This window comes from Paenibacillus chitinolyticus NBRC 15660 (assembly GCF_000739915.1).
In the GTDB taxonomy this organism is placed as follows: domain Bacteria; phylum Bacillota; class Bacilli; order Paenibacillales; family NBRC-103111; genus Paenibacillus_F; species Paenibacillus_F chitinolyticus.
Genome location: NZ_BBJT01000002.1, coordinates 198,816 through 225,187, shown reverse-complemented (window position 1 = coordinate 225,187; position 26,372 = coordinate 198,816). Strand labels below are relative to the sequence as shown.

26 protein-coding genes are annotated in these 26,372 nt (G+C 46.8%); 19 read left to right on the top strand and 7 right to left on the bottom strand.

Annotated features, from left to right (window positions below; translation table 11 throughout):
• Positions 1-178 precede the first annotated feature (178 nt).
• A complete protein-coding gene (locus tag PCH01S_RS02715; RefSeq protein WP_084706507.1) occupies positions 179-1,168 on the top strand; it encodes an alpha/beta fold hydrolase in 990 nt (329 codons plus the stop codon).
• 115 nt (positions 1,169-1,283) lie between these two features.
• A complete protein-coding gene (locus tag PCH01S_RS02710; RefSeq protein WP_042227405.1) occupies positions 1,284-2,261 on the top strand; it encodes an alpha/beta hydrolase in 978 nt (325 codons plus the stop codon).
• Positions 2,262-2,416: 155 nt separating this feature from the next.
• Here PCH01S_RS02710 and PCH01S_RS02705 read toward each other — a convergent pair whose 3' ends face one another.
• Positions 2,417-2,869, bottom strand: a complete 453-nt coding sequence (locus tag PCH01S_RS02705) for a VOC family protein (protein ID WP_042226578.1) — start codon at positions 2,867-2,869, stop codon at positions 2,417-2,419.
• 358 nt (positions 2,870-3,227) lie between these two features.
• Between PCH01S_RS02705 and PCH01S_RS02700 the strand changes: the two genes are divergently transcribed.
• From PCH01S_RS02700 to PCH01S_RS02690, 3 genes are all read left to right on the top strand, one after another.
• Positions 3,228-3,614, top strand: coding sequence for a flagellar basal body-associated FliL family protein (locus PCH01S_RS02700; protein WP_042226577.1), 387 nt, complete (start codon positions 3,228-3,230; stop codon positions 3,612-3,614).
• A 236-nt stretch (positions 3,615-3,850) separates the two neighbouring features.
• A complete protein-coding gene (locus tag PCH01S_RS02695; protein WP_042226575.1) occupies positions 3,851-4,873 on the top strand; it encodes a hypothetical protein in 1,023 nt (340 codons plus the stop codon).
• A gap of 54 nt (positions 4,874-4,927) precedes the next feature.
• Positions 4,928-5,425: a MarR family winged helix-turn-helix transcriptional regulator gene (locus PCH01S_RS02690; protein ID WP_042226574.1), complete on the top strand. Its 498-nt coding sequence runs from the start codon at positions 4,928-4,930 to the stop codon at positions 5,423-5,425.
• 72 nt (positions 5,426-5,497) lie between these two features.
• On the opposite strand, the gene PCH01S_RS02685 is transcribed toward PCH01S_RS02690, so the two are convergent.
• A complete protein-coding gene (locus PCH01S_RS02685; RefSeq protein ID WP_042226572.1) occupies positions 5,498-6,880 on the bottom strand; it encodes an MFS transporter in 1,383 nt (460 codons plus the stop codon).
• Positions 6,881-6,994: 114 nt separating this feature from the next.
• Here PCH01S_RS02685 and PCH01S_RS02680 point away from each other — a divergent pair, with 114 nt between their 5' ends.
• Positions 6,995-7,873 carry a LysR family transcriptional regulator gene (locus PCH01S_RS02680; protein ID WP_042226570.1) on the top strand — a complete coding sequence of 293 codons (879 nt, stop codon included), beginning with the start codon at positions 6,995-6,997 and terminating at the stop codon, positions 7,871-7,873.
• Between the two features lie 104 nt (positions 7,874-7,977).
• Here the strand turns inward: PCH01S_RS02680 and PCH01S_RS02675 are convergent, their stop codons facing one another.
• Positions 7,978-9,465 carry a carbohydrate binding domain-containing protein gene (locus tag PCH01S_RS02675; RefSeq protein ID WP_042226569.1) on the bottom strand — a complete coding sequence of 496 codons (1,488 nt, stop codon included), beginning with the start codon at positions 9,463-9,465 and terminating at the stop codon, positions 7,978-7,980.
• A 420-nt stretch (positions 9,466-9,885) separates the two neighbouring features.
• Here PCH01S_RS02675 and PCH01S_RS02670 point away from each other — a divergent pair, with 420 nt between their 5' ends.
• The 4 genes from PCH01S_RS02670 (at position 9,886) to PCH01S_RS02655 (ending at position 12,170) form a co-directional block, all read left to right on the top strand.
• Positions 9,886-10,158, top strand: coding sequence for an LCI fold-containing protein (locus tag PCH01S_RS02670; protein WP_042226568.1), 273 nt, complete (start codon positions 9,886-9,888; stop codon positions 10,156-10,158).
• A gap of 400 nt (positions 10,159-10,558) precedes the next feature.
• Positions 10,559-11,212, top strand: coding sequence for a M48 family metallopeptidase (locus PCH01S_RS02665; RefSeq protein WP_042227404.1), 654 nt, complete (start codon positions 10,559-10,561; stop codon positions 11,210-11,212).
• Positions 11,213-11,456: 244 nt separating this feature from the next.
• Complete coding sequence (locus PCH01S_RS02660; protein WP_042226566.1) at positions 11,457-11,939, top strand: DUF2975 domain-containing protein; 483 nt, start codon at positions 11,457-11,459, stop codon at positions 11,937-11,939.
• A gap of 9 nt (positions 11,940-11,948) precedes the next feature.
• Complete coding sequence (locus PCH01S_RS02655; RefSeq protein ID WP_042226565.1) at positions 11,949-12,170, top strand: helix-turn-helix domain-containing protein; 222 nt, start codon at positions 11,949-11,951, stop codon at positions 12,168-12,170.
• Between the two features lie 84 nt (positions 12,171-12,254).
• On the opposite strand, the gene PCH01S_RS02650 is transcribed toward PCH01S_RS02655, so the two are convergent.
• A complete protein-coding gene (locus tag PCH01S_RS02650) occupies positions 12,255-13,631 on the bottom strand; it encodes an aminotransferase-like domain-containing protein (protein WP_042226564.1) in 1,377 nt (458 codons plus the stop codon).
• Positions 13,632-13,828: 197 nt separating this feature from the next.
• On the opposite strand from PCH01S_RS02650, the gene PCH01S_RS02645 reads away from it, so the two are divergent.
• From PCH01S_RS02645 to PCH01S_RS02625, 4 genes are all read left to right on the top strand, one after another.
• Positions 13,829-14,695 (top strand): DMT family transporter, encoded by an 867-nt coding sequence (locus PCH01S_RS02645; RefSeq protein ID WP_042226562.1) that lies wholly within the window; start codon positions 13,829-13,831, stop codon positions 14,693-14,695.
• A gap of 157 nt (positions 14,696-14,852) precedes the next feature.
• The gene (locus PCH01S_RS02640; protein ID WP_042226561.1) at positions 14,853-15,380 is read left to right on the top strand and encodes a GNAT family N-acetyltransferase; all 528 of its coding nucleotides are present in this window, start codon (positions 14,853-14,855) and stop codon (positions 15,378-15,380) included.
• Between the two features lie 290 nt (positions 15,381-15,670).
• Positions 15,671-15,952: a hypothetical protein gene (locus PCH01S_RS02630; protein ID WP_042226558.1), complete on the top strand. Its 282-nt coding sequence runs from the start codon at positions 15,671-15,673 to the stop codon at positions 15,950-15,952.
• Between the two features lie 133 nt (positions 15,953-16,085).
• Positions 16,086-16,949: a hypothetical protein gene (locus PCH01S_RS02625; protein WP_042226557.1), complete on the top strand. Its 864-nt coding sequence runs from the start codon at positions 16,086-16,088 to the stop codon at positions 16,947-16,949.
• A 36-nt stretch (positions 16,950-16,985) separates the two neighbouring features.
• Here the strand turns inward: PCH01S_RS02625 and PCH01S_RS02620 are convergent, their stop codons facing one another.
• Positions 16,986-17,552, bottom strand: a complete 567-nt coding sequence (locus PCH01S_RS02620) for a TetR/AcrR family transcriptional regulator (RefSeq protein ID WP_042227403.1) — start codon at positions 17,550-17,552, stop codon at positions 16,986-16,988.
• Positions 17,553-17,748: 196 nt separating this feature from the next.
• Between PCH01S_RS02620 and lpdA the strand changes: the two genes are divergently transcribed.
• The 4 genes from lpdA (at position 17,749) to PCH01S_RS02600 (ending at position 24,671) form a co-directional block, all read left to right on the top strand.
• Positions 17,749-19,134 (top strand): dihydrolipoyl dehydrogenase, encoded by a 1,386-nt coding sequence (gene lpdA, locus PCH01S_RS02615; RefSeq protein WP_042226556.1) that lies wholly within the window; start codon positions 17,749-17,751, stop codon positions 19,132-19,134.
• 413 nt (positions 19,135-19,547) lie between these two features.
• Positions 19,548-21,554 carry an endonuclease MutS2 gene (locus tag PCH01S_RS02610; protein ID WP_042226555.1) on the top strand — a complete coding sequence of 669 codons (2,007 nt, stop codon included), beginning with the start codon at positions 19,548-19,550 and terminating at the stop codon, positions 21,552-21,554.
• Between the two features lie 271 nt (positions 21,555-21,825).
• Complete coding sequence (locus tag PCH01S_RS29165) at positions 21,826-23,661, top strand: AAA family ATPase (protein ID WP_053228631.1); 1,836 nt, start codon at positions 21,826-21,828, stop codon at positions 23,659-23,661.
• Positions 23,658-24,671, top strand: a complete 1,014-nt coding sequence (locus PCH01S_RS02600; protein WP_053228630.1) for a hypothetical protein — start codon at positions 23,658-23,660, stop codon at positions 24,669-24,671. Before PCH01S_RS29165 ends, PCH01S_RS02600 begins: the two co-directional genes overlap by 4 nt.
• Positions 24,672-25,022: 351 nt before the next feature.
• On the opposite strand, the gene PCH01S_RS02595 is transcribed toward PCH01S_RS02600, so the two are convergent.
• The gene (locus tag PCH01S_RS02595; protein ID WP_255246826.1) at positions 25,023-25,370 is read right to left on the bottom strand and encodes an SMI1/KNR4 family protein; all 348 of its coding nucleotides are present in this window, start codon (positions 25,368-25,370) and stop codon (positions 25,023-25,025) included.
• Between the two features lie 26 nt (positions 25,371-25,396).
• Positions 25,397-25,789 carry a RidA family protein gene (locus PCH01S_RS02590; RefSeq protein ID WP_042226551.1) on the bottom strand — a complete coding sequence of 131 codons (393 nt, stop codon included), beginning with the start codon at positions 25,787-25,789 and terminating at the stop codon, positions 25,397-25,399.
• A gap of 105 nt (positions 25,790-25,894) precedes the next feature.
• Between PCH01S_RS02590 and PCH01S_RS02585 the strand changes: the two genes are divergently transcribed.
• On the top strand, positions 25,895-26,236 hold the full coding sequence (locus tag PCH01S_RS02585) for a winged helix-turn-helix transcriptional regulator (protein ID WP_042226550.1): 342 nt from the start codon (positions 25,895-25,897) through the stop codon (positions 26,234-26,236).
• The last annotated feature ends 136 nt before the right edge of the window (positions 26,237-26,372 follow it).

Sequence of the window (26,372 nt, the reverse complement as noted above, 5' to 3'; positions counted from 1 at the left end):
CCCCGTATTCTCCATGTTACGGTATCGTGTGCAAGCTTCCTTGCATGTGACGCCGTAGCATTTTTTTCTTGTTCATACTCCGTTCATATTGTCGTCATAGGGAGTATTTATTCGTCGTATAAGCTTTTCTTGACGGCGATTTAAGGTAGGGCCAATAGACAGATGAGGACAGGAGAAGATGAAAGTGACACAACAAGATAAAAAGAAGACGAGGAATGGAACGAGAACAAGGAAAGTACTAACAATTTTGCTTAAAATCATAGGAGCAATCCTTATAGCAATCATGCTTTTTGTAGCTATTGTATTTACAGTTAATAAAATCAGCAATCATTCGGAGCAAAAAAGATTAGAGCCCTATGGTCAGCACGTAGCGGTAGACGGGAAAAATATGAATGTTACCATTCAGGGACAAGGCGAAGAAACCATCGTGCTCCTGCCTGGTTTTGGAACGGCAGCACCGGCTCTTGATTTTAAGCCGCTAATAGAAGAGCTATCCCCATTTTACAAAATCGTCGTGGTTGAGCCATTTGGTTATGGATTAAGTGATTTAACCGAAAAGGAACGAAGCACAGAAAATATAGGGAGTGAAATTCATGAAGCGCTGCAGGCTCTTCATATTGATCGTTATATTCTAATGGGCCACTCCATTTCAGGGATTTACGGACTCGATTATGTAAACAAGTATCCCAGCGAAGTGAGTGCCTTTGTCGGGCTCGATAGCAGTGTTCCAACGATAAGCGAGAAGAGGTTTTCATCTTCAGAAATAGAAACGGTTAAACTACTCAAAAAATCAGGTTTCACCAGATTGCTAATGAAACCGGATACCGACGTATATGCTGAACTACCCTATGATGATCAAACAATAGAACAAATCAGAATTCTTATGTACAAAAACATGGTTAATCCCAACCAATTAAATGAAATTGAACATATGTATGCTAATTTTAAAAGGGCTGAAAATTCAACATTCCCCAAAAATCTTCCTGTTATTTTCTTTATCGAAGCAAATCATCCGGCAGCGGATCGATGGATACCCGAGCATGAAAAGCAAATAAAAGATTCTGTACATGGAAAAGTGGTCCTACTGGAAGCAGGACATTATTTATATCGTTCCCATTCCAAAGAAATCGCGGAGAACTTTAGAGAATTTATGAAAGAAATAAAATAAGTCATCCTAATCCTGTTCATACTCCGTTCATATTGCCGACATAGGGAGTACATCTTCATCGTGTATGCTTGCCTTAACGTCTAGGAAGCCCTATAAACAGATGAGACAGGAGAAGATGAAAGTGAAACCAAAAGAAGAGGCAATGAAGAAGAGGATGGGTAAACCGCTACGCATCCTACTTAAATACTTAGGAGCTATAGCTATAGTAATCGTCCTTTTTCTAGCTGTTGTTTTTATTGCGGATAAGGTCGCCAGTAAATCGGATCAAGGAAAAATAGAACCTTATGGCCAGTTCGTAACCATAGACGGGAAAAAGATGAATGTTTTAATTCAAGGAAAAGGTCAAGAAACAGTCGTGCTTCTGCCTGGTTACGGAACGGCAGCACCGGCACTTGATTTTAAACTGCTTATCGATGAATTAACGCCCTACTACAAAGTTGTTGCGATTGATCCTTTCGGTTATGGATTAAGTGATGAAACCGAGAAGGAGCGCACCACGGAGAATATTGTAAGTGAAATTCATGAAGCCTTACAGCAGCTTCATATAACCCGTTATACGCTAATGGGTCATTCCATTGCAGGCATTTACGGATTGGATTATGTGAACAAATATCCAAACGAGGTGAGTGCATTTGTCGGAATCGATAGCAGTGTACCCACACAACCGGGTATGGATGTTAAATTCCCATTAACCATGCTTAAATTTCTTAAGCAATCAGGCCTTCAAAGATTCCTCGTGAGTGTAGGTAGTGACCCCTATGCATCCTTATTATTTGATGATAAAACAAAGGAACAAATGAAGATGATTATGAACAAAAACGCGAATAATAACACGATGTTAAATGAAATGAAAAATATTTATTCTAACTTTAAGGGGGCTCAAAATTTAACATTCCCTAAAAATCTTCCCCTTCTTCTCTTTGTAGAAACGAATAATACAAGTGTAGAAGGATGGATACCTCTGCATGAAGGGCAAATAAAAGACTCTGTACACGGAAAAGTAGTGACAATGGACGGAACGCATTATTTACACCATACCAAATTCAAAGAAATCGTTGAAAGCTTGAGGGAATTCCAGGCAGAAATAAAATGAGTGCTCTTGGCCGGGCAAAAGTAAAAGCTTACTGAAGAACTTTCAAAAGCCGGAAAAGCGGGAACAAGTCCAATGGATTTGTTCCCGCTTTTTAAATCAAGGCTATGTTAAATCCTGATGTTGGTTTTTACGATAAGTCTTCTTTTAAACGTCACTTATTTATTACCGAGTTGTTCCGCCAAACCGATTAGAAGTCCATCATTTCCACGAATGTAGCAGAGCCGGTACGAGTCCTCGTACTGAACCACTTCGCCAACGAGCTGAGCACCATGCTTAGTGAGTCTGGATACCATTTCGTCAATGTCTTCAACGGTGAACATGACGCGCAGATAACCGAGGGCATTTACAGGAGCAGTTCGGTGATCTGATATAGGTGGTGGGGTGAGAAATCGCGAAAGTTCAAGTCGGCTGTGGCCATCTGGGGTAACCATCATCGCAATCTCTACACACTGTGAACCCAGCCCGGTTACGCGACCAGCCCATTCACCTTCGACAGTAGCTCGTCCTTCGAGCTTCAAGCCAATCTCCTCGAAGAAAGAGATTGAGTCATCAAGGGATTCTACAACGATGCCAACATTGTCCATTCTTAGTAACTTGTTTTTTGACATAGTTTTATCTCCTTATGTGTACAAATTTATTACCTGATCATCTTCATAAATTTATTCTATCAAGAGTTACTGATTCCTTCTAAACGATTAACATCTTGTCACCGTTCATGATAACAAAGATAAGTCACAGTATTTACCTTGATTATAGAACGTTAGTTCGTATATATCAATATCAACAACAAAGTTTAACAGAGCCTAAATCAAGAACGTTTGTTCTGTGTTGTAATATTTTCTAATAAATATAATATATGGTTGTAATGGCGGCTTCGTGATATAATCGTGCAAACAGGAAAATATTGGGTTATGGGTTGAGTGTTCTGGTCAGGATCCAGTTGTTTTCAAAAAGGAGATGGATGAAATGAAAAGAAGATTTAGTATGATTTTAGTATTTTTGACCCTTTTATTCTCCATATCTTCAACGGCAGCGGCAAGCGGCGAAGAGGAAGTGTACAGCTACCGATTTACATTTCAAGGACCGCTGTGGACTTTTAACTACAATCTGAATGCTTATTACTCGGGGAGCGGCAGCACACCCAGCTTGAGAGCAGCATTATTTAAAGTCCATTCTTGGGGAGAAGAAGACCTGGACAGAGAGGAGCGTTTCTTTCCTCTGTATTATTCTCCCCGCTCTTTTGCCTCAAGCGCGCAATTTCTTCCTTTAGTCACCGGGACTGAATACGTAATTAAGGTGTACTCCACAGCCCCAAGATCGGATTGGGGCGGTATATCCATTAGTCCCTTCTAAATCCTGAAACTTGTGTCATAGGTCGAGTTAAGCCCGCGTAAATCGCGGGCTTTTTCTTTTACAAGATCATGATTCGTTTGAGCAAAAGCAGAGGTGACCGGAATAGTTGTTTAAGGGTTGAGCAGTCACCAGTTGACTATCTGCGTTCACGTGCATATACTTAGGTTATCTATTTAATTGATTACCTAATATATAAGTGTCCTATTCATTTTGGAAACGAGAGGAGTTCGTCCATTATGCGCATGCGTGGAGTGACCTATGACACGGGATTTCTAAGTGAGGGGACCAGTACGCACCCCGATTTCGATGCGACGCGAGTGAGCAGGGAGATGCAAATTATTCGGCATGATCTGCACTGCACTGCCGTACGCGTAACGGGCGGCGAGCCCGTTCGCTTGGAAATCGCTTCACAAGCGGCGGCGGCAGCAGGCCTTGAGGTATGGTTCTCGCCGTTCACAAACGATCTGGACCAAGATGAATTGCTTGACTTGCTCGCAGACTGTGCAGAACGCGCCGAACGGCTCCGGGTTACGGGGGCAAAGGTGGTCATGGTAACGGGTGCCGAACTCATGCTCTTTACCCGTGGTTTCCTACCCGGCGAGACTTTGCCGGAGCGCCTCGCGGCATTGTCCGAACGGGCGGTTAGCCCGTCCGCGTTCGCAAAATTACCGGCTCTGCTCAACGGCTTTTTGACACGTGCCGTAGACGTCGTGCGAGCCCGGTTCGGGGGCCCTGTTACATATGCTGCCCTGCCCAGCGAACCTGTGAACTGGGAACCTTTCGACTTCATCGCTGTTGACGCCTACAATTCTGCCGAGGTTGCTCATCTTTATGCGGATTCAATCAAGAAGCTGGCCGGCTCAAACAAACCTTTGGTGATCTCCGAGTTCGGATGCACAACCTTCAAGGGTGCGACCGATCTGGGGGCACGTGGAATGTTCATGGTAGAGTGGGACGGTGCGCAGGCAGTTGGACTGAAAGGAAGCTACGAGCGAGACGAGTCCGAACAAAGCCGGTATTTCAACGACAGCGTCGACATTTTCGAAGATGCCGGAGTCGACACGGCTTTCTGGTGCACCTTTGCCAGCCACAACTTGCCGTACGACGAAGATCCCGATCGTGATTTTGATCGAGCCTCATACGGGGTTGTAAGGGTGCTGCCGGAAAGGTGCGGCATAGCTTACCCCGACATGCCTTGGGAGCCCAAGGAAGTCTTTCACACTATCGCAGCGTGCTATAAAGCCGCAATGAAATCATAGAACAATGGTGTCTTGGCGTCTCAAATGTTATTCAGATTTAGGGGAGTGAATGGTTTGGCGGATGAGCGGAAGCAAATCGCAGAGCAGTTAATGGAATCGTATTTCCAAGCGCAGGTCGGCGGAAATATGATGCAGAATCGGGCGGTACACAATCAAAAGCCGGGCGAAATAATGGTTCTTTATTTCATTAGTATGAATGTCGAAGATGAAAGTCCGGGAATGAAAGTTTCGGAAATCAGCGGAAAACTGAATGTCACTTCGCCAACGGTAACCCAGCATATCAACAGTCTGGAAGGACAGGAACTTGTCGAGCGTCACGCCGATCCCGCCGATCGGCGGGTTGTCAGAATCCGGCTTTCGGATAAAGGCAAAAAGTATATCCGACACATTAATGAAGCCCGCCTCAATATGTTCGTCGGTCTCGTTGAACATCTAGGGGAGAAGCACAGCCTGCTCTTTGCCGAGCTGCTGAAAAATGCTTCGGATTATATGCTTAAACAGCAGGAATTTTATATCCGGAGTTTGCTTGCGGATGAAAACGACGAGAAATGAGAAGCAGCCAAAGCCCAGTCATCCGACCGGGCTTTGGTGATGCTTCCGCTGTACAGGGGGTCCTGCACGCATTTACTTCTGCAATTGTGCTGAATCCCCGCGACGCCGGCTCATGAAAACTAGAGATAACGAAAGTACCGTAAGGATAATCCCAAGCGTTCGAAAGCCCTCGAAGCTGAATGTACCTCCCATGACAGTGCCAATCAACAGAGAAGAGAGAATGGTACCCAGGTATCTGGATGTGTTAAATAATCCGGATGCCACACCGATTATTTCTTTCGGTGAACTTTGGAACAAGGCCGCTTGCATACCCACATTGTTCAATCCGTTGCTAATGCCGAATGCGATCAAAGCCAAACATACGCTGATAACCGGTGAAGTTGGGTTCAATGTCACGAGCCATACCGACCCAAATGTCATTAAGATTGCGGAAAGGAACAATGCCGGTCTGGGACCTGATTTATCGATCCATCGACCTGCCAGCGGAGAAGCAGCGAGCGAGCACAAGCCTAAACTTAACATGAGAATCCCGGTATGGAAACCACTGACATGACGCACCGTTTGCAAGTAGGACGGAATCCCGAAAAAGAGCGAGTAATAAAGCACGTTGACGAGCATAAATTCGACGTTGACCCAAGTCATCGCAGGATATTCGGCGAATGTGCGTATAGGAATAAAGGGCGACGTCGTTTTTAGCTCGTGTCGTACGAAAGCCAAAAGCAGAAGGAGTCCGATCAGCGCGACAATGACATTCCCGAGTGAGAGATGTCCGGATGATTTGGCCGAAAGTAGTCCGATGAGCAGGGCAACCAGCCCTACTGCGAATAGCAGAACCCCTGACGCATCAATCACATTCAACCATTTACGAATGGACATGTCCCGTGTAACGGATGTTGGCGGTTCGTCTTTAGGAAGCGTCCTCCAAGCCAATAGAAAGCTGGCGACCGCAAACGGAATATTGACGAAAAAGATAGAGGGCCAATCCCACATATGAATCAAAATTCCGCCGATAAAAGGTCCGATGGCTGCCGCTCCCGATAGGAATATGGACAAAACGGACAGCGCAGTCGCTTGATTCTCTGTAATATGCATGCGAACTATGGCCATTCCAACTCCAACCATCATGCTTGTTCCGACAGATTGCACAATGCGGAATCCGATAAGCCACCCGAAGTTTGGCGATAACGGAGCCAATGTGGAGGCCAGGAAGGCCACAACTAGCCCGGTAAGAAATATCTTCCTGCGGCCGAATAGATCGCTGGCTTTTCCCATGACAGGTTGAGCGATGCTGCTTGCAATGTAGAAAGAGAAGATAATCCAGGAAACACGTGTAAAGTCAAGTCGGAATACATGCTGCAGATTTGGAATAGCAACGGAAACCATTGAAGAATTTAATGGATTGAGGAGTATCCCCAGTCCAACGGAAATCATTAACCACCAGCTGCGGGCATTCATTTTGGCGTCCCCCTAAAGTGTTTTAATGATAGCCTACTTGAAATGAAGTATTTACTCCAACGCATTTCATGGTATGATTTCATAGACTTGAAGGAATGTATGGGGGCGTTCAAAATGGAACTTCTTCAATTGCAATATTTTCTTGCGGTAGCCCGTTTAGAACATATGACCGAAGCTGCACGAAGTCTGCACGTTACTCAATCGTCGCTGAGCAAAACGATTCAACGTCTGGAAGAGGATCTGGGTGTCCCTCTATTCGATCGAACAGGCAGGAGATTGCGATTGAATGAATTCGGAATCAGGTTCCTTCGTCGTGCGGAAAGGGCTTTGTTTGAGTTGAAACAGGGGAAGCAGGAGATGAGGGATCTATCCGGCCTGGAACATAGCACGCTCGAATTGGCGGTGACCACCGCAAGCACGCTGCCTAATATTCTTCGAGCATTTAGGAAAAAAATGCCGGATATCCAATTTCATGTACAAATGCTTGCCACGCAGGAAATGGTTACGCTTCTTCATAGAGGAGAGGTCGATTTCTGCTTGTCTTCACCTCCGATAAAAGGGGAAGATATTGAATGTCAAATCGTGTGCATAGATCCGATCCTTGTAGCTGTTCCGAAGGGGCATCGGCTGGCTGAGCGAACTAGCGTATCTTTGACGGAACTAAGGGAAGAATGGTTTGTCGGTGTAAAACGAGGCTATGGCACTCGTGATTTGGTGGATTCCGTATGCAACTCGGTTGGGTTTGCGCCCAAATATGTGTACGAGGGAGATGAACCTGCAAGACTAAGCGCTCTGGTGGAAGCTGAAATTGGCATAGCCTTCATACCTAGCACGGCTCGGAATTCTCGGGAAAATATCCGTTATCTCCAAGTAGAGGACCACGAATTAGTAAGGGAGATCGCTTTAATATGGCACAGGAGCCGTTACATTTCGCGGGCTGCTTCGGAATTCCGTAAGGTCGTTGTAGACTATTTCGGGACGAACCCGGAATAGATAAGTTCAAAACGGAGCTGAAGAAGAGTAAGGTGATCGGGGAGCGGGCACCTGAAGAAACAGGGCACTCTTTAGTAGAGTGCCCTGCTTCTTTAGGGTACAGCCTAATAATGATTATCCGCTTTAACCGGTAGAGAATAATAGGCGTTTCCTTTTTGTTTGCCGTAACTGTGCACCGCAACGCCGCCAAAACCGGCGTTTCCGTCGTAATGAGCTTTTATTGCGGCCAGTGCGCGATCCAGATCATCCAAACCTTCTTCATAAAAGGTTATACTGTCCCCGCCGGCCGTTACGGGATCGATCGTCTCAAGCCCCACAGTAATTTTTTTACCGACTTGTGCCGCATAGTCGATTTCGCTCTGGGCGTCCCGGACGGCTTGCCATTGGCCATCGGAATACCGATCGGTATAATCCATAAGTCCAACCCAATCGAGCCGGTCGATCAAATGTTTATAAAACCCTTTGTCGACGCCGTTGTACGTAACCGTGTATTCGGGGCCGTCATACCATCTCGGAATATCTTGGGCGTATGTCATACCGGTTCCGCTCATAAGTGCCGTGGCTTTATCGATATAGGCAAGAGCTTGCTTCATGACATCCGTTTTGTTACTTTCCCATTTTTCTTTATTAAGGTAAACTTCGATATCTTGATGGACACCGTCGAATTTTTCGCTAGATGCCGCACTTCCGTTGAAGGTAATGACATCGGTTATTCTTTCCAGCCCTATCGAATGATTGTCTGTCAATCCCCATTCTTTTTCCCCGCTTACCGCTTCCACCCTTATCCCTTGGGCATGTGCTTGAGAGATGAATTGCTTAAGCTGTGTGTTATTTGTGGTCAAATGGGTTTTGTTGATGTAAAGAAGAAGCACATTAACCCCTTTGTCCTGAGCGAATTGGAACAGGGTCGAACGTTCCGCTGAATCCTGCAGCGCGGAAGTCGTTTCCTGCCAGACCCACATCGCCTTGACGTCCTTATTTATCGCTTGGACGCCGCTTCTGGCTTTAAGACTTAGATCGTCCAAAAAGGCGTTTGCCCCGCTGTCGGCATTTTTATATATGTATACCTGGAGTTTGGCGGTGCCAGGAACGGTCGTAAAAGCGGTCGATTTAAATTCATACAGCGTTTGATTAAATCTCAACGTGTTCTTGGCCAGTACATTGTTATTTGCATCTAAACAATCTACACCGACAATGGCCGTATCTGTACTTGCGCTTACGCTGCCGTGTCCAGACAAGACATAGGTCTTTCCTGACGGAATGCCGGAAATGATTTGCCCCGCGCCCCCTTCACCGGAAGCGATACGTGCCGATTTGGCTCCCGCAAATGACGGAGAAGTGACGGCAGCGGTATTTCCCCAGTTGGTCCAGCTTGCCAAGTTGTCTTCAAATCCCGGGTTGGTGATCAGATTATCTCCCAAATTCAAAACAGCCGAGCCCGAATCGGTACGATCTGTCGATCCGCTAATGATCTCAGGATTCAGCAGTAAATCGTTACCCGCGGCATGTCCATTAGAAGGCAATCCCGAGAGGCCAAATAAGAGGGAAAATGCCATACCAAGCGACAAAGGTGCGTACATAAACTTTTTCATCAGCATGTCTCCTTTTTATCATAGATTGGTTTAAATACATATTAATGGTACCATGCCTTGATTTAATAGTATATATAAGCCGGTTTTTAGACTTTTAATAGACATGGAATGTGAAAAATAAACACTTAAAACGATTTGTATCCTTTTTATGGTAATTTAATTGCTTTATATAGCAACCTGATGACGAACATATATACAGATATTGTTAAATAAAACCATAAATGTTAATTTGAATTCGAGATCAGAGTACTCATTCTCAAACTGAAAGTAGAGGAGGATGCCCCAAAATTTAACCTATTCGTTTAACAGGTATTTTGTCTATATCCAGGCCGCTTTAGTTTTGTTCGCTGCCAATCAAGCATGACGGGCATTGTTTGTAAAATTGAATAAAATAACCCGGTTATGAAAGGATGTTAAACTATGATGAAGAAAATTTTAATCAACTCGGCTCTTTCGTTATCTCTGTTATTCTCCGCTGCACCGGCTTTTGCCGCAGTAGACACTTCGACTCCCACTACTTGTAAAGATACGATCCAGGACAGATATTTAAAAAATCGGACCGGCATCTTTTCGGATCATTTCACCGAGAACGGGACTACATGGTACATTAAGGGAATTACTTCCGAGCATGTTTCGAATGATGGCGGATACGTTGTGTATACGGCCCATTATCAGGCACATGTTTGCGGCTGATGTTTTTATCCCCGCAGATCGTTCGTAACATGTGAATCCGGCAAGAACAACCGTTCAGAAAAATAACCTTTCCGGGAACCGCTCGGTCAATTATGACCGGGCTGTTTCGTTTTAACCACTCTTACCCGATTTACTCATAACTGAAAACGGCGTGGGCGAGCACTGCCGTGGGAATCGCAAAGCGATTTTCAGAACAACAGAGTGAAGCATAGCTGCGTAAAGTTTAAATCACCGTGTGATCGATCATAAAAGGGTAGCCATAAACTAAAAGCTGAGATACCATTTGGAGAGGGGCGTCCAAAGCATGCGGATTCTGAAGCTGTCGGGGGTTATAAAAGATTTGGAGACCGCTGCTTACGTATGATTGCTCTCAATAAAACGAACAGAAAAGATGCTGATGATGAAAATTGAACTCGGCCAACAACAAATAGAAGTTCACGTGGAATACGGTCCGCGCAAAAAGCTCTCGCTCCACATTGATCCTTCGGGACTCGTCACGGTGAAGGCTCCGAATCATACAGGGAATGATGTGGTGATGAACGCCGTAAAGCAGCATGGGAGTAAAATTCTGAAGCAGCTGCAAGCGATTGAGGCTGCCCGCACACCTATGAAGATCAGGGAATACGAAGAGGAAGGGAAGTTTCTTCATCTTGGCCGATATTACCTGCTTCATGAATTAATCGAGACGAATGGGCGGACGGAACAAGAGCTTCAAGATGATCTGAAGAAGTTTTACTTCGTGAGCTGTAAGAAGGTGATCGGGGAGCGCATAAAAATTTATCAGAAGCAGCTGAAAGTCACACCCAAATCTTTCATCATCGAGGAGTCCCGAACGAAGTGGGGCAGCTACAGTTCGGCTAAGCATCTTACCTTCAATTATCGTTTGGCAATGGCGCCCATTGACGTGATTGATTACGTCGTCATACACGAGCTTTGTCATCTCTTGCATATGAATCACGATCGATCCTTCTGGCGGCGCGTCGGAAGCGTGATGAAGGATTACAAAGAGAAGGAAGCGTTCCTCGCGAGATATGGACACGCCATGACATTGTAATGAAAAGATACATGCTATTAGGGCGCTGTCATTGATTCAAAGCCGCCGTAAACTGATCCGGTCAAAAATGGAATAGTGTTTAGTTAAAAAGCATTTCTTTGCCAAGAGAAATGTTTTTTAATTTTGCGCAAAATCAAGAAGGATGAAAAACAATCGAAAAATATTCTAAATCAATCAAGATATATTGTTTTGCGATAAATTTTGTGATAAATTCAATACGAACAATAACTAAGTGAGGTGCATTATGGAACGAGGAACAACACTCTTTTTAAAAATAGCTCTTCTTATTATCGGAATCCCGGTTCTTGCTATGTGCATTTTTTTGGTGCCCAGAATTGGGAATTTTGCAGCGGAATTGTATCCGGAACATACTTACTTGAAATATCTCCTATGGATCGACTTGTATGCAACGGCGCTGCCTTTTTACTTTGCCCTGTATCAGGCTTTCAAACTTTTAAGCTACATTGACAAGAATAAAGCTTTCTCGGAGTTATCCGTACAGGCATTGAAGATTATAAAAATCTGTGCCGTCATTTTCGGCGGTTTGTATGTCGCAGGCATGCCGCTCTTCTATCTTATGGCGGAGAAAGACGACGCTCCGGGTTTCATCGTGATCGGAATGGTCCTTATTTTTGCCTCCATGGTCATTGCCGTTTTTGCGGCTGTTCTCCAAAAGCTGCTAAAAGAAGCGATAGATATAAAATCAGAAAATGATTTGACGGTCTGAGGTGATAATATGGCGATTATAATCAATATTGACGTGATGTTGGCTAAAAGAAAAATGAGCGTAACGGAACTTTCGGAGAGGGTTGGAATCACGATGGCTAACCTTTCCATATTGAAGAACGGGAAGGCAAAAGCGGTTCGATTGTCAACTTTAGAGGCGATTTGCAAGGCTCTGGATTGTCAGCCTGGAGATATTTTGGAATACAAAATGGACGACAACGCTCAAGAATAAAATGAACAATGGACCGTATAAATGATTAAAAACCTGTCGAAACGACAGGTTTTTTTGCGGAGAAATATCCTGTGCATGTTCCTCTCATAATCGGAAGAAAGGCTTAGGCGATCTGCCTGTAAGCGGAGCACGCTCCAATTCTTCGGAAATGATGCGAATCCCTTCTTCAATCTGCTGCTCATCGGTCCGAATAATACTAAGGCGCAGTAAGTTAGGTTTGGGGAAAGAAGGAAGGAAATGCCTGTCGCCCGACAGTACGTCCACACCGCGATTTTCCAAACGGTTGACCATATCTTCCTGATCAATGGTGTCCGGAAGTTGAATGGAAAAGAAAAGCCCTCCGCATGAGGGAATGGTGTATAAGCACTCTTGGGGCAATAATCGCTGTGAAACTTCCCCGAGATGTTTAATGCGGCGATTGTACAAGGACTGCATTTGCTTCGCATGATGGGCATACATTCCGGACTTCATATAAATCTCAAGCACACCTTGCGAAAGCACGGAAGTGCTCAAATCCGCCGAATGCTTGTGCCACTGGAGGATAGGAATAAACGAATCGGGTACTGCTGCAGCGGCGATCCTTAATCCGGGCAGCATCACTTTGGAAAAACTTCTTAGATAAATGACATGACTGGCCCCGTTATAAGCGCGAATGGGATCTGCTTTGCTGTTTGTATCCAAGTCCGCAAGATAGTCATCTTCCACAATGTAAACGTCATAGGCTTTGGCGAGTTCAGCCAGCCGCTGTTTGTCTTCGGCTGTATAAGAAGTGCCGAGCGGATTATGGAAACGCGGGATCGTATAAAAAAACTTGATCTGGTTGCTTTGAAAATGGCGTTCCAAAGCTGTCCAATCAATCCCGTCTGGAGTTCGTTCGATCCCGATTACGGTTTGTTTTTGTGTATGAAGTGCGGCTAGCATTCCCCAAAACGTTGGCTGCTCGACCAGAATGTTCGTTTTTCCATTGGGAAAAGGCATCCCGGCCAGAATATGAAGAGCTTGCTGAGTGCCTGAAAATATAAAAACCTGCTGTGCCGAAGGGAAAACCTGCTGCCGCCGGAAAAGCTTCACGATCTCCTGGCGAAGAGAAAGCAAACCTTGCGGATCGGGATAAGTGAATATCGACGTCTCAAATAATTCCATCGCTTTGTTCAAACATTGACGAAAATCTGTTTGCGGGATCGACGAGGGGTCGGGAGCCGCTGACGCAAAATCGATTCGTTTTGTTTGCAGCAGGGGAAGCAGTACTTCTTTGGCTACGACGAAATAACCGCTCTTCGGACGTGAATAAATAAGATATTGATCTTCGAGTTCCCGATAAACACTAATAATGGTGTTAAGACTACAGCCGAATCTCTGGCTCTGCATACGGATAGAGGGCAGCTTCTCACCCGGTTTAACGAGCCCATTGACTATGTCCGCACGGATAATTTGCAAAATGGTGTTCTTTTTATTGGCCATAAAATTCTCCCAACTCGAATGGTTTGGTGCGATATCTGTACCCATACAGTTGAATGAATAATCAATATACAGGTTATTTTGTAACCATTATAATACAACTGTTCATACAGAAGTATAGGATGCGATTAATTTATTATTTTGTTTGCTCAACGTATCGGGTGCATTTTTGTACAGCAAACATTTAGGGGAGGATTGTAATGAACCAAACGACAAGCGGCTGGATCCATGGTTTCGCAGGCGTGCTTATCTTCAGCGGCTCGCTGCCCGCAACACGGCTGGCTGTGGCGGATCTTGATCCGATATTCCTTACCGTAAGCCGTGCCGCAATTGCAGGGTTGATGGCCGGAGCCCTTCTCCTTGTCTTCCGGCAGCAGCGGCCTGCCCGAAGCGACATCGTTCCGCTATTGTTAGTGGCCCTGTGCGTGGTAGTAGGTTTCCCGCTGCTGACAGCCTTGGCGCTTCAGTACGTCACATCCTCGCATGCTATCATTTACATTGGACTTTTGCCCCTGTCGACAGCGATCTTCGGCGTACTCCGGGGCGGTGAGCGCCCAAAGCCGGCTTTCTGGATCTTATCGGCTCTAGGCAGCTCCCTCGTAGCAGGATTCGCCTTGACACAAGGAGCCGCAGCTTCACCGGTCGGTGATGCGTTAATGCTCGCTTCTATCATCGTATGCGGTTACGGTTATGCGGAAGGGGGACGGCTTTCACGGAGGATCGGGGGCTGGCAGGTGATCTCCTGGGCGCTCGTTCTTTCGCTTCCCGTTATGTCACTGCTCTCGTTTTATTACATGCCGGGTTCATGGGCGGGGATAAGTACTTCCGCGATTTTAAGTCTTGCTTACGTGTCCCTGTTCAGCATGCTCATCGGTTTCGTATTCTGGTATCGGGGTCTTGCCCAGGGAGGCATAGCCGCGGTCGGTCAGCTGCAGCTTCTCCAGCCTTTCTTCGGCCTGCTTCTTTCGGCTGTCATTCTGCACGAGTCGATCGGCTGGCCGATCTTTGTCGTAAATATCGGCGTCGTACTATGCGTGGCGATTGCACGGCGATTCGCAACAAAATAGTTTTCAAGGACAGCTTTGACAGCCCGGAGCTATTTTTAGTGAAAAAGAACAGTGGTCCAAAAGGAAATACTTCAGCGAAACAGCCGCTCTTGGTTGCTTAGAGACCTGTTATTAACTAATATGGAGTAAAATGCAGCGCTGCAATAGGGGGAAGAGTATGATTTCAATCACTCAGATGAAACTTGAAGATTCGTTTAAAATACGCGATATAGATCGTTCCGAAACAATCGATCTCATCTACACGTGTAAAAATGAAGTGCTTGAGGAAATTAAAGCGGGTCATGAATGCCCTAACTGGCAAGAAGACGATTATACGGCTATCATTTCGCGGTATGAGGTTGAGCTCGCAAACGGCGGTACAGCTTTTGGAGCGTACGACGGGGGTAAATTAGTCGGGTTCGGCGTCTTGGCTAATAAGTTTAGAGGCAAAGAGAAGGACCGGCTTCAGATAGACCTGATGTATGTTACCCGGGATTACCGGAGACAAGGAATAGGCAGCCGGATCATGGATGAGTTGAGTAAAGCGGCAATCGAAAAAGGCGCGAAGTATTTATACATCTCCTCTACAGAAACGGGATCCGCTGTAAATTTCTACGCAAGCTGCGGTTCGGCCATTACGTCAGAAGTCGATGAGGAACTATTTGAAAAAGAGCCGGACGATATTCATATGATTAAACGACTTTAATCGTTTTCTCCCTAACAAAACCTTAGCCATTATGTTATCTTGATCACTCAATTTGGAGTAAGCGGGCAGGCGATGGGACTACTGGTAGCAGCTTATGGAATTACTCAGTTCTTGTTATCTCCCATTAAGGTCATAAAAGGCTCTCTGCTTGTTACCGCTCTTGCATATGCCGGGCTTGTTTTGGTCAAGGACTTCTGGAGAATTTTCCTTATAACGTCCGGTATTTTCTTTGCAACCGCCATGCTCCGTCCGGCTCTCAACACACGATTATCGAAGATGGCAGGGAACGAATGAGAGAACTCATCAGAATATCCAGGGAGGTCATTCTTCTTTTATCAACGGTAACATGCACGCCGGGAACGGCTCTGTTAGCCCCGAATAAGACAGGCCAGTCCGCGCAAAAGGAAGAAGCGGCTCACGAGCAGACTCAGACTGCGTTTCTTCAATTCGACCTAATCAGAAGCCCTAGGATCCGGCATGTTATGGAGCCGCTTTTCTGGTGCGATGAGGATGATTTGCAGAATTTGCTGGACCCGATCACGCGGGACAAAGTGAGCGATCCAACATCGTAAGGATTTACCGAAGATTAAACGTATCCTTCCCCAAATCTGAGAGCCTGCATGTAGATTGCGGGCTTTTTATCTTGGAAAAAATACCAGCCCGTGCTAGTGTAACGGAAACGAGCCATTGGAAAGGATGGATTGTATGACCCCTCAGATCATGCGTATACTCAAAAAACTGTATCGAGCCGACAATTACGAATACGATCGTGAGCGTTCGGTTTCTATCTATTCTGAAAGCATACTGTCGGAAAAAGAACGAGACATGTTGGAGCAATACGGATGGAGTGCCAACGATATCGTATATTTTGCTAATCATGATGATATTTTGCAAAAGCTGCTTTCGTTGAAAGACAACACCGCGCTTAGCCAAAAAAGATGCATAGAAAGTTTTATTGCCGGGGTAGGCGGAAGTTATCCCCGAGGGCGTTCCGTTTTATCGGCCTGGCACAAATTAAATACGCTGAGTTTGCATAGGTACGATGAGCAAGGTCATTTCGCATGCTGCTGGGTTTGTCAGGGACATGACGAGCCGCTGTTCGAGAATGGCGCTTACTTTCAATACTGTCTCTATCTCGGACATGCCTATACGTCTCAGCCCCATTACGCGTACCTCAATCTGAAACATCTTGTGAATGCGCCTGCAGTACAACCGACCGTGCAAGATGTTCAAACCTTTTCTACCTTATTGGATTTGCTTCGGAACGCCCCCGAAGATGAAACACCGGGCCAATTTGAAAAACGTCTGACATCCGACAAGATTTTAAGCGGCGACAAATATACGAAGCGAGGTATATTGGATTCCCTGGCCAGTGTGGGGGTAATCCCGAATCCGTTTTTAACATTGACCCCGTACAGTTGGACGGATTTTGGAGATATCGCTTCCAGTGAGGATCGCTTGAGTAACACGAAAGGACGCTCGGATATGGAGATGCCTTGGGCGGGATGGCGAGGTTCGTTAAAGCCGAATGAAGAGATCATGACGGAGCTGTTTGGAGATTATTTATAGAATGGACAAGAGGTGCAGCGGTTCCTATCCAGTATATTAAGCCCTGACCAGTTCTTTGGCATACTGCCTGCCCGCCGAGAGAAGGTTGTCGCTCAGCTCAGGATCATTCACAGTCCGTGCAAGAACAAGAGAGCCCACCATCGTACTGAACAGTGCGCTGCCTTTGGACGTGTCAATTTCCGCGAGAGTGGAGATAAACGTAATCATCCGCTCCACTTCGTGGGTGAATATTTGCCGGACGTCTTCTGAAGAACGGGAGACTTCGGCAGAAAGGGCGGGAATGATGCAGCCCATCTCGGCTTTGTCGCGGTGATATGAACTTAAATAATAATCAATGACCGTATTGATTTTGGGGTTCTGCTTCTCCTGATCGGCGGCTTTCTGCAGAAGTGCGATAGTATCGCTGATGGCAAACCGGCAGGCTTCGCCAATTAGCTGTTCTTTGTTGTCAAAGTGTGCGTAAAACCCTCCATGGGTCAATCCGGCCCCCTTCATAATGAACGGAACACTTACATCGTGGATACCATGGGTGCGAAAAGCCTGGGCAGCACTTTCAACGATCTTATTCCGGACTTTTATCTTATGGCCTTTGGGATACGGTATGGTAATCACTCCACAACTTCATAATTTCACTTTCAAAATATTATAAGCGTCATAATAAAGCCTGTCAATTTAGAGGTCAGGGAACGGTCCGTTCATGAAAGGCTAATGACGGTAGTTGACGGATTTAAAATATGATGACTATAATATATTATGATCATCATAATATAAGTCGACTTCAACTTGGAGGTATCGGGATATGAGTATACTTGAATCCGTAGAAACGTTGGTTATTGGATCAGGTCCGGGAGGGTATGTGGCGGCGCTGCGTTCTTCGCAGCTTGGTATGAAGACGGCGATTGTCGAACGCAGTCAGCTTGGCGGAGTCTGCACGAACGTGGGCTGCATTCCATCCAAAGCATTAATTGCAGAATCACATCGCTATGAGTTGCTCCGCTCGTTCAATCTTGCAGATGCGGCTTCGTCATTTAAGAATGCTCAGGATTTTAAGCAAGGGATTGTGACTAAGCAGGCAGGCGGAGTCCGTTATTTATTAAACCATGCAGGTGTGAGCATTCTGGAAGGAGAGGCTAGATTGGTCGATGAACATACAGCTGTTATCGAACATGCCGGACAGGAGCAAACCATTTCGTTTAAGTACGCCATACTGGCAACAGGATCTCGTCCGATTGAGCTGAAAGCATTCCCGGTTGGAGGGCGTGTTTTGTCTTCAACAGAAGCTCTGTCGCTCCCTGAGGTCCCGGCTAGCCTGGTCGTTATAGGCGGAGGATATATCGGTGTCGAACTGGGGCAAATGTTTGCCAAATTCGGAACAAAGGTAACGATTCTGGAGGGAGGAGAACAAGTGCTGCCCGGATTCGAGGCGGACCTCGTGGTCCCGGTTGTCCGGCAGTTGAAAGCCGATGGTATTAACCTGATTACCGGGGCGACTGCTGAGAACGTAGTGCAGGCTACGGATTCAATTACCCTGCATTATTCAATAAATCAGGAGCAGCACCATGTTACAGCGGACTATGTGTTAGTCACTATCGGCAGAAAACCAAATACGGACGGCAAGTTAGGACTGGAACGCATAGGTCTGCCCGTGACGGGCAGGGGATTGATCGCGACGGACGAACAGTGCAGAACGGCTATCCCGCATATTTTTGCAATTGGAGATATTACGGCCGGCCCGGCCCTCGCTCACAAGGCGTCTTATGAAGCCAAGGTGGCGGCAGAAGCTATTGCAGGCCTTCCGTCCGCGGTTGATTATAGAGCCATGCCGCTCGTGGTCTTTTCTGAACCGGAGCTGTCCAGCGTTGGTTTAAGTGAAACGGAAGCAAAAGCAAACGCCATCCCGGCTGTGATTGGCAAAGCATCTTTCGGGATTAACGGAAGAGCATTGGCATTGCGGGAACCCGAAGGGTTTGTCAAGATTGTGGCGGACCCGGCCTCCGGAATCGTGATGGGTGCACAAATCGTTGGCGTGGAGGCATCGACACTCATATCGGAGCTTGCGCTAGCTATCGAGATGGGGGCAACCGTGGAGGACTTGGCTATGACGATTCACCCTCATCCTACACTGGGAGAAGTGATCATGGAGGCTGCCGAAAACGCGGTCAAAAAAATGAGGATGAATAGTTAAAAAGTGCAAATGTGACGAAAAGAACCGTAAGATTTTACAGGACTTGACATTCACCGGAGGAGTAAGGTATTGTTAAGACAATTATTGCCTAAGGGAGAGATTTTGATGTCGGTGAACGTTCTTAACTAATCAAATTCCATATTGAGAGTTCTGGAGATTCATGGATGAATTTTGCTGTTAAGCAAGGTTTATTTAACTATGGATTTACGGGCGACTCGGAATTAGTTAAGAACAACGGATATCATACAATGCCATAGGTATATGCCTATCATTGCGCCTATCGTCCGTGCTGAGTTCAGCACGGATTTTCTGTTTTATCAGGCGCTCTTATTTAGGCATAACATTAAAAGGCAGAGAATGAAGCACGTTCATTCTCTGCCTTTTTTTTATTTTCTTATAAGGAGAGATCACCCATGAATGAAAAAGCATTGCAGCGTTTGGAATACGGCAAAATCAAAGAAGCTCTGGCGGAATATGCCGTATCGTATCTCGGAAAGCGGCAAATTACCGAGCTGCTTCCTTTATCGGCGATGTCCGTCGTGCGTGCGAAGCTGGACGAAACGGCGGAAGCGAAGTTCCTGCTTCAGCATGGCGCCAGCGTCCCGATTCCTTCATTGGAAGGGATGGAAAATATTTTGGACCTGCTGGGAACGGGCTACGTGTTCAGTGAAAAGGATTTTATGCACATTCACCAATTTCTGACCAGCTGCGCACAGCTCATGAGGTATATGGCCTCGAAAAGCGGGGCAGCGCCTCAGATTAGCTCTTATGCGGCTTCCATGTATACGATGGATGCGCTGAAATCGGAGATCGAACGGTGCATCCGTCATGGGCAATTGATCGACTCCGCGAGCAAGGAACTCATGAAAGTCCGCAAGCGGCTGGCCGTATTCGAGGAACGTCTGAAGAGTAAGCTGGACTCCTTGATGAGCCGCCACCGCTCTATTCTGCAGGAGCATGTCCTCAGCTCGCGCGGCGGACGTTATGTGCTGCCGGTCAAGAAAGAGCACCGTAAGCTGGTGAAGGGGACGGTGCTCGACGAGTCGGCAAGCGGCCAAACGGTGTATATCGAACCGGCCGAGGTCATGACGATTCAATTCGAGCTGTCGGGGCTGAGAGCGGAGGAAGCCCGGGAGGAGCTGAAAGTACTCAGCGATTTGACCGCGCTGGCGGAAAGCTGCGATCAACAGTTACTGACGAACATCGAGACGGTAGGCACCTACGATTTCATATTTGCCAAGGCCAAATATGCTCTGGCCATCGGAGGCTCCAATGTGGAGCTCAACGATCAAGGGATCATCGACCTGCGCGAGGCGAAGCATCCGCTGTTGAACCGGCCGATGGTTCCCTTGAACTTCGTCATTGGACGAAGATATAAGTCGCTAATTGTTACGGGACCGAATACCGGAGGCAAAACCCTTTCGCTGAAAACGGTCGGACTGCTGACTGTCATGGCGCAGTCGGGCTTATTGATTCCGGTACGGGAAGGAAGCCTGCTTTCCGTATTCAACCATCTCGCCGTTGATATCGGGGACGGCCAAAGCATCGAGCATGCGCTCAGCACCTTCTCCGCGCATATTCGGAATGTCAATGAAATGCTGCAGTTTGCCGATCATTCGACGCTCATTCTGATCGATGAGATGGCCTCCGGAACCGATCCGGGGGAAGGTGTCGGCTTATCGGTGGCCATTCTGGAAGAACTGCACCGGAGGGGAGCGACCGTCGTGGCGACGACTCATTTTACGGAAATCAAAAACTTCGCCGACGTGACGCCGGGGTTCGAAAATGCCCGTATGGAGTTCGATACGGACACGCTGCGGCCGCTGTACCGTCTGAGGATTGGAGAAGCGGGTCAGAGCTACGCTTTCCTGATCGCGCTGAAGCTGGGTCTGCCTGCCGGCCTTATTGAGCGGTCCCGCGAAATTACCGTGCGCGGCTTACCGGAAAGCCTGCCGCAAGGGACACAGACCGCCGGAACTGAGGCGGAGCCGGAAGAAGCCCCCGCGGCGGCGGATACGGACGGTCCGCAGGAAGAAATGCCCGTGATGAATGTGCCTCTGCCTCCATCGGAGAAGGAGAAGGAGCCGGAGCCGGAGCCGGAAGACGGCGCGGATACTACGGTTCCGGCAGTCCCTGGGAGCTTCCAGCTCGGCGATTGCGTGTATATCGCTTATTTGGGCCGCACCGGTATTGTGTTTGAAACCGAGGATGCCCGGGGCAACGTCGGGGTGATGATCCAGAAACAGAAGTTCAAAATCAACCGGAAGCGGTTGAAGATGCACATCGAGAGCAAGGAGTTGTACCCGGACGATTACGATCTGGACATCGTGTTCGAGACGAAAGAAAACCGCAAAAAACGCAAGCTGATGGGCCGCAAGCACGCACCGGGCGTAACCATCGAGATCAAACCGGAGGAGTGAGATGGCTTTCAAGGTGATGTGCTAACGATCGGGCAGAGCGCAAGCCTGCCGCATGAAGCTTCTTCGGGGCTGAAAGATGGAAGAGCCAACGTCTTCTAAGGACGGTCGGCTCTTTTGCGCGTCTGCATATGTACGCCGGAAGACAAGGTCATGCGGCCCGTTCGTTGGGAAATCACGGCTCACTATGCTTGACATGCAGAGAAAGAAGGCATTAAGGTATAGGCAATAAGCACTAGAATATTCGTATTTTCACTCCGAAGGGAATGGGTTTATGGAACTACTTTACATATGGGTGGATCATTACAACGGACTGTTTGAACGCCAGGGATTTAATTTCGGAGGACCTTTTCGCTTTCATTATAATGCGGATACGTTGGCGCTGACGGTTAAGCCAAACAATCACCACATTCCAGGCTTCTTCAGCCCGGAGTCCGTTGACGAAGATCTTGCTTACATAAGCAACGTAACCGCTATTGTCGGGCAAAACGGAGCCGGCAAATCGTCCTTGCTGGATTTGATCAAACGTCAGATCAGCTCAGGCCGCGTATTACAGGACACGATCATAGCCGTTAAGGACACGGAAGGAAATTATGCCCTCTATTACCCGCTCGGAATGGAACTTACCGTCAAAAGATCAGGCGAAGTGCCCGAGTTCAAACGGAAGCCCTACATCATCGAATCTTCTAAGATCCCGGCAAAAATCGGGAACGGTTCGCGTACAAGGATTGGTTCAATACCCGATTTACAGGCAATGACGTCCGTTTATTTCTCGAACATCTTCGATTTACGCGGTGAACAGACACCGAAAGACGTCGTGAATCTTTCGACTAATCATCTGTTGTCCGACGTAAAGGAAAACTCGCAATATTTACAAACCCATGAAGTCGCTGTATACCGGTGCCGCGAGATCGAACGGCAGCTTCATCTGCTCAATATGCGTTATCATCTTGACGTCAACCTTCCATTCGCGGAGCCGGAGACGCTAGCGATTAACTTTACTTACGAGGATTTGGATGAGCTGCCCAATTCGTCGTCTGAGCTGTCTGAACTCTTCGAACGGATGGAGTATGAAGTGTCTGCCGGTACGCTTCAAGAACGGCTGCTTTTAACATTTGTCAATCACATTTTCGTTGAAATTTGCAATATGGACTTGGATCACCATGTAACGGAACATATTAAAATATACAACATTGCACACGGAAAGACTTGGAGCGATCGTGTTATTTCCTGGCTGGAAACCGTAAGAATAAAATTGGGAAAAGGTAAAGGCATAAACGCTGTAAAACGGATCATCGAAGGAACCGTCAAGCTGTACCGTTATTTGGATCTGGAAATCCGGAATGGCAAGTTTACTCTTGATAATCAAGGTCTGCGCATGCCTGTCAGTGAATCGGATACCTTCGAGTCTTTCTTTGGTTTGTATGCCCGTTCTTTGGCTACTCACGAATATGCGCTTTACGACTGGCGGGATTTAAGTTCCGGCGAACAAGCGCTGCTAGGCATGTACGCCCGTTTTAACACCTTGATGAAGCGTGACGTAATTAAACATGACCATATTTTGATCATGATTGACGAAGGCGAATTATATTTCCATCCCGAGTGGCAAAAGTCGCTGCTTCTGCATCTATTGCAATTTTTCACCGGATTATTTCGGTCCGAAGAACGGCGTCGCAGCGTACAGATCGTGATTACTTCGAACTCGCCGTTTATCGTATCCGATTTGCCGGCATCTAATATTATTTTTTTGCGAAAAACCGGCGCACTTAGTCAAGTAGTGGACGGGCTAGACGATCATAAACAAACGTTTGCTTCGAACATTCATACGCTGCTGGCTCACTCTTTTTTTATGGAAAACGGGTTGATCGGCGAGTTCGCCAAGAGCAAAATTAACGCGGTCATAGAACTGCTGGTGCACGGCAAGACATCGGAAATTAAGGCGAACAAAGAGCGCATCGAGAAAACGATCCACTTGATCGGAGAACCGGTTATCAAAGCCAAGCTTATTTCTATGCTGAACGACAGAATCGCTGTTCATTTTTTGAACATCGAGGATCAAATCAACGACCTGCAGAGGCAAATTGACGAACTGCGCGGTGCGTCGAAATGATTCAAATTAATCAAGACCGCAGGGTTAATTTGGATGATATTGCCGCGGAACATTTGGCCTACTACCAATCCAAGATCGAGAAGAAGATCGATACCTATTTGGCAGGCCGGTTGCCCCGAGAGCAGCGCGCTTTTCTACAGCATGTCCGTAGCAAGCTTAGAACGATCTTGATCGGATCACCGGAGGAACTTGAACGATTCTCGGAGGAAACCGAACGGCAATATCCGGCTGTCGTCGCGCAATTAAGACAAGCGAAGAAACCCAAAAAAGGGAAACCGGTACCTTTTCCCGAGAAAGTCCGGAAGCTGTTCAATTATGAGGCATTCACAAAACGGTACGATTCATCGAAATGGGGTGCTTATCGGCTTGCAATGCTTCTGGGCGTACAAGTATGCGTGTACTGTAACCGGCAATATACGCATACCTACAATTCCGACATCGGGCGAGTCCGGCCGCATTTTGATCATTTTCTGGATAAAGCGACGCATCCGTATTTGGCGATCTCGATGTATAATCTCATTCCGTGTTGTTCCGTTTGTAACAGCAGCCTGAAAGGGAGCGAAACATTTTCAATCCGGACACACCTGCATCCTTATCTGGAGGGAACCGGGGAGCATATTCGATTTTCGGTCCGGTTTAAAGGGAGCTCCACCGATTATACGAAGCTCTGGGTGGGAAACAGCGATGTATTCGACATTGTGCTGAAGGCCGATCCGGGCACAAAGGCGCCTTTGACGTTTCTGAAGAGGGCGATACGAACTACGCGCACGTTTAAGATAAAAGAATTGTATCAATTTCACAAAGACTACGCCGCTGAACTGGTAGTGAAAGCCCAAATCTACGACGACGCGCATATCCGTTCGCTGCTGGCCGACTTTCCGCAGTTGTTTCGAAGCCGTGAAGATGTGCTTCGCATGTTGACGGCTAACTACACGAAAGCCGAGGATGCCGATAAAAGGGTGCTCGCCAAACTGACGATGGATATTGCCAAGGAGTTCGGTTTGTCATGAGTACGACGACAATACGATGCATGTAACGGACGTTCTTGTGAAGAGAGGCGCAAGCACAGAGAAGGGTCAAGCGGTGCGAGGTGATGTGCAAGATGATTTAAAAAGCGCTGCGGACTAACGAAAATCCACATCGCATAAAACCCGCATGTTCCCATATGTTAGAACAAAGGCTGTCTCGCTTACAGACAGCCTTTGTTGTGTGCGGCGGGCGGTTAAACGTACAGATCATCAAACGCAATGACATCGTCAACAAACGAATATTGGTTGGCTTGCAATCGCTTTAACATTTCATTGGAAAACTCTTCAAACGAGTACGCAATCACGTCTTGGTAACTCATACCGGGCGTATATTTAAAGATTTGTCTTGGTGATGCCATTTTTTCCGGGGTCCAAATCCAGAATCAGCCTGGAGGAAGCCTCAAAATCAGTGAACGGAATCCATTTGTTGCTCCAAATCACCGGCTTGATCCGGTCTTCGTTTACCCAATCCACCTGTTCTTCATCTTCAAACAATTCATTCATCATGGACCATGTCTCGATGATATCCGCGATCGATAAAAAGCAGTTATAACCGATAAAAGGAATCTCATCGTGCTGCCCGTTCATGATAGACAAATAATCACGAAAAGCGGTCGGCAAGGTGACTTGCAGCGTGCGTTCCAAGCGCTGAATTTCTTCCTCGGCTGCCGGCGGGGGCAGCAGGCAGGCTGCGGCATATGGCCCGGTTAGCCGGTGTGTGCGACGGCGCGGATTTCAATCAGCTGGTGAGGGAACGCTAGACCCGACACGCCAACGAGGGTACCGGCCGGCCGATGGTCGCCCACATACTCCTTATACAAAACGACGCACTTTTCAAAATGCTCTTGCGGGTTTGTCAGAAAGATTTCCATCTCGGCGATCTGCGACCTCGTGACACCGAATCCCGCCAGCACGCGATCAAGGTTCTCCAGTGTCTGCCGGGCCTGTGCCTCGAAATCGCCTTCGCCAACGAACGCACCCTGCATATCGTGGGAAAATTGCCCCGAAATGTAGATCGTGCCGTTGACGCTGTAGCCTTGGGAAAGGCCGCAAGCTTCTTCCCACGCGACACCGTGATTGTATGTTTTAGCCGTAGTCATTTTATTCTCTCCTTTACTTCAAAGTAAGGCTAGTATAAAATGAGCACAAATAAAAAAGTAGTACGCACTATTTTGATAGGTACTACCCGAAAGGATAGTGTAAATATGAGTATGGCTGAATATAAAGGTAAAGTTAAACACATTCAAGATACACCTTTTGGTTATACAATGTCCGTCATTTCCGGCAAATGGAAAATGGTTATTATTTATCTTTTGGCAGAAAACCAGTTGGTTCGCTTTAATGATCTGAAAAGACAAATAGGAGCAATTACTTATAAAACATTGAGTTCACAATTAAAAGAATTGGAAGCGGACGGCCTGGTTAAACGGGAAGAGTATCCCCAAATTCCCCCTAAAGTCGAGTACAGTCTCACCGATAAAGCGAAAACCTTATTGCCTATTTTGGAAGGTTTATGTGAGTGGGGAGTAAAAAACCAACCTAGTTGAATCCGGTTTATTTGTTAAGTTCCGCGCAGTGCGCGGTTTTTTTTGCATGTTCTTACAAACTATAAAAAGGAAAGCAGCCGTAATTCCGCTTGACGAGACACCAAATGGTGTCATATAATCAAAGTGTCACCAAATG

Excerpts from the sequence above, each read along its gene's own strand:
- PCH01S_RS02590 (WP_042226551.1), bottom strand. The coding sequence starts at position 25,789 with ATGACTACGGCTAAAACATACAATCACGGTGTCGCGTGGGAAGAAGCT.
- lpdA (WP_042226556.1), top strand. The coding sequence starts at position 17,749 with ATGAGTATACTTGAATCCGTAGAAACGTTGGTTATTGGATCAGGTCCG.
- PCH01S_RS02695 (WP_042226575.1), top strand. The coding sequence starts at position 3,851 with ATGCGCATGCGTGGAGTGACCTATGACACGGGATTTCTAAGTGAGGGG.
- PCH01S_RS02705 (WP_042226578.1), bottom strand. The coding sequence starts at position 2,869 with ATGTCAAAAAACAAGTTACTAAGAATGGACAATGTTGGCATCGTTGTA.
- PCH01S_RS02670 (WP_042226568.1), top strand. The coding sequence starts at position 9,886 with ATGATGAAGAAAATTTTAATCAACTCGGCTCTTTCGTTATCTCTGTTA.
- PCH01S_RS02600 (WP_053228630.1), top strand. The coding sequence starts at position 23,658 with ATGATTCAAATTAATCAAGACCGCAGGGTTAATTTGGATGATATTGCC.
- PCH01S_RS02640 (WP_042226561.1), top strand. The coding sequence starts at position 14,853 with ATGATTTCAATCACTCAGATGAAACTTGAAGATTCGTTTAAAATACGC.
- PCH01S_RS02625 (WP_042226557.1), top strand. The coding sequence starts at position 16,086 with ATGACCCCTCAGATCATGCGTATACTCAAAAAACTGTATCGAGCCGAC.
- PCH01S_RS02715 (WP_084706507.1), top strand. The coding sequence starts at position 179 with ATGAAAGTGACACAACAAGATAAAAAGAAGACGAGGAATGGAACGAGA.
- PCH01S_RS02710 (WP_042227405.1), top strand. The coding sequence starts at position 1,284 with ATGAAAGTGAAACCAAAAGAAGAGGCAATGAAGAAGAGGATGGGTAAA.
- PCH01S_RS02645 (WP_042226562.1), top strand. The coding sequence starts at position 13,829 with ATGAACCAAACGACAAGCGGCTGGATCCATGGTTTCGCAGGCGTGCTT.
- PCH01S_RS02675 (WP_042226569.1), bottom strand. The coding sequence starts at position 9,465 with ATGAAAAAGTTTATGTACGCACCTTTGTCGCTTGGTATGGCATTTTCC.
- PCH01S_RS02585 (WP_042226550.1), top strand. The coding sequence starts at position 25,895 with ATGAGTATGGCTGAATATAAAGGTAAAGTTAAACACATTCAAGATACA.
- PCH01S_RS02655 (WP_042226565.1), top strand. The coding sequence starts at position 11,949 with ATGGCGATTATAATCAATATTGACGTGATGTTGGCTAAAAGAAAAATG.
- PCH01S_RS02660 (WP_042226566.1), top strand. The coding sequence starts at position 11,457 with ATGGAACGAGGAACAACACTCTTTTTAAAAATAGCTCTTCTTATTATC.
- PCH01S_RS02680 (WP_042226570.1), top strand. The coding sequence starts at position 6,995 with ATGGAACTTCTTCAATTGCAATATTTTCTTGCGGTAGCCCGTTTAGAA.
- PCH01S_RS02650 (WP_042226564.1), bottom strand. The coding sequence starts at position 13,631 with ATGGCCAATAAAAAGAACACCATTTTGCAAATTATCCGTGCGGACATA.
- PCH01S_RS02665 (WP_042227404.1), top strand. The coding sequence starts at position 10,559 with ATGAAAATTGAACTCGGCCAACAACAAATAGAAGTTCACGTGGAATAC.
- PCH01S_RS02610 (WP_042226555.1), top strand. The coding sequence starts at position 19,548 with ATGAATGAAAAAGCATTGCAGCGTTTGGAATACGGCAAAATCAAAGAA.
- PCH01S_RS02685 (WP_042226572.1), bottom strand. The coding sequence starts at position 6,880 with ATGAATGCCCGCAGCTGGTGGTTAATGATTTCCGTTGGACTGGGGATA.
- PCH01S_RS29165 (WP_053228631.1), top strand. The coding sequence starts at position 21,826 with ATGGAACTACTTTACATATGGGTGGATCATTACAACGGACTGTTTGAA.
- PCH01S_RS02700 (WP_042226577.1), top strand. The coding sequence starts at position 3,228 with ATGAAAAGAAGATTTAGTATGATTTTAGTATTTTTGACCCTTTTATTC.
- PCH01S_RS02630 (WP_042226558.1), top strand. The coding sequence starts at position 15,671 with ATGAGAGAACTCATCAGAATATCCAGGGAGGTCATTCTTCTTTTATCA.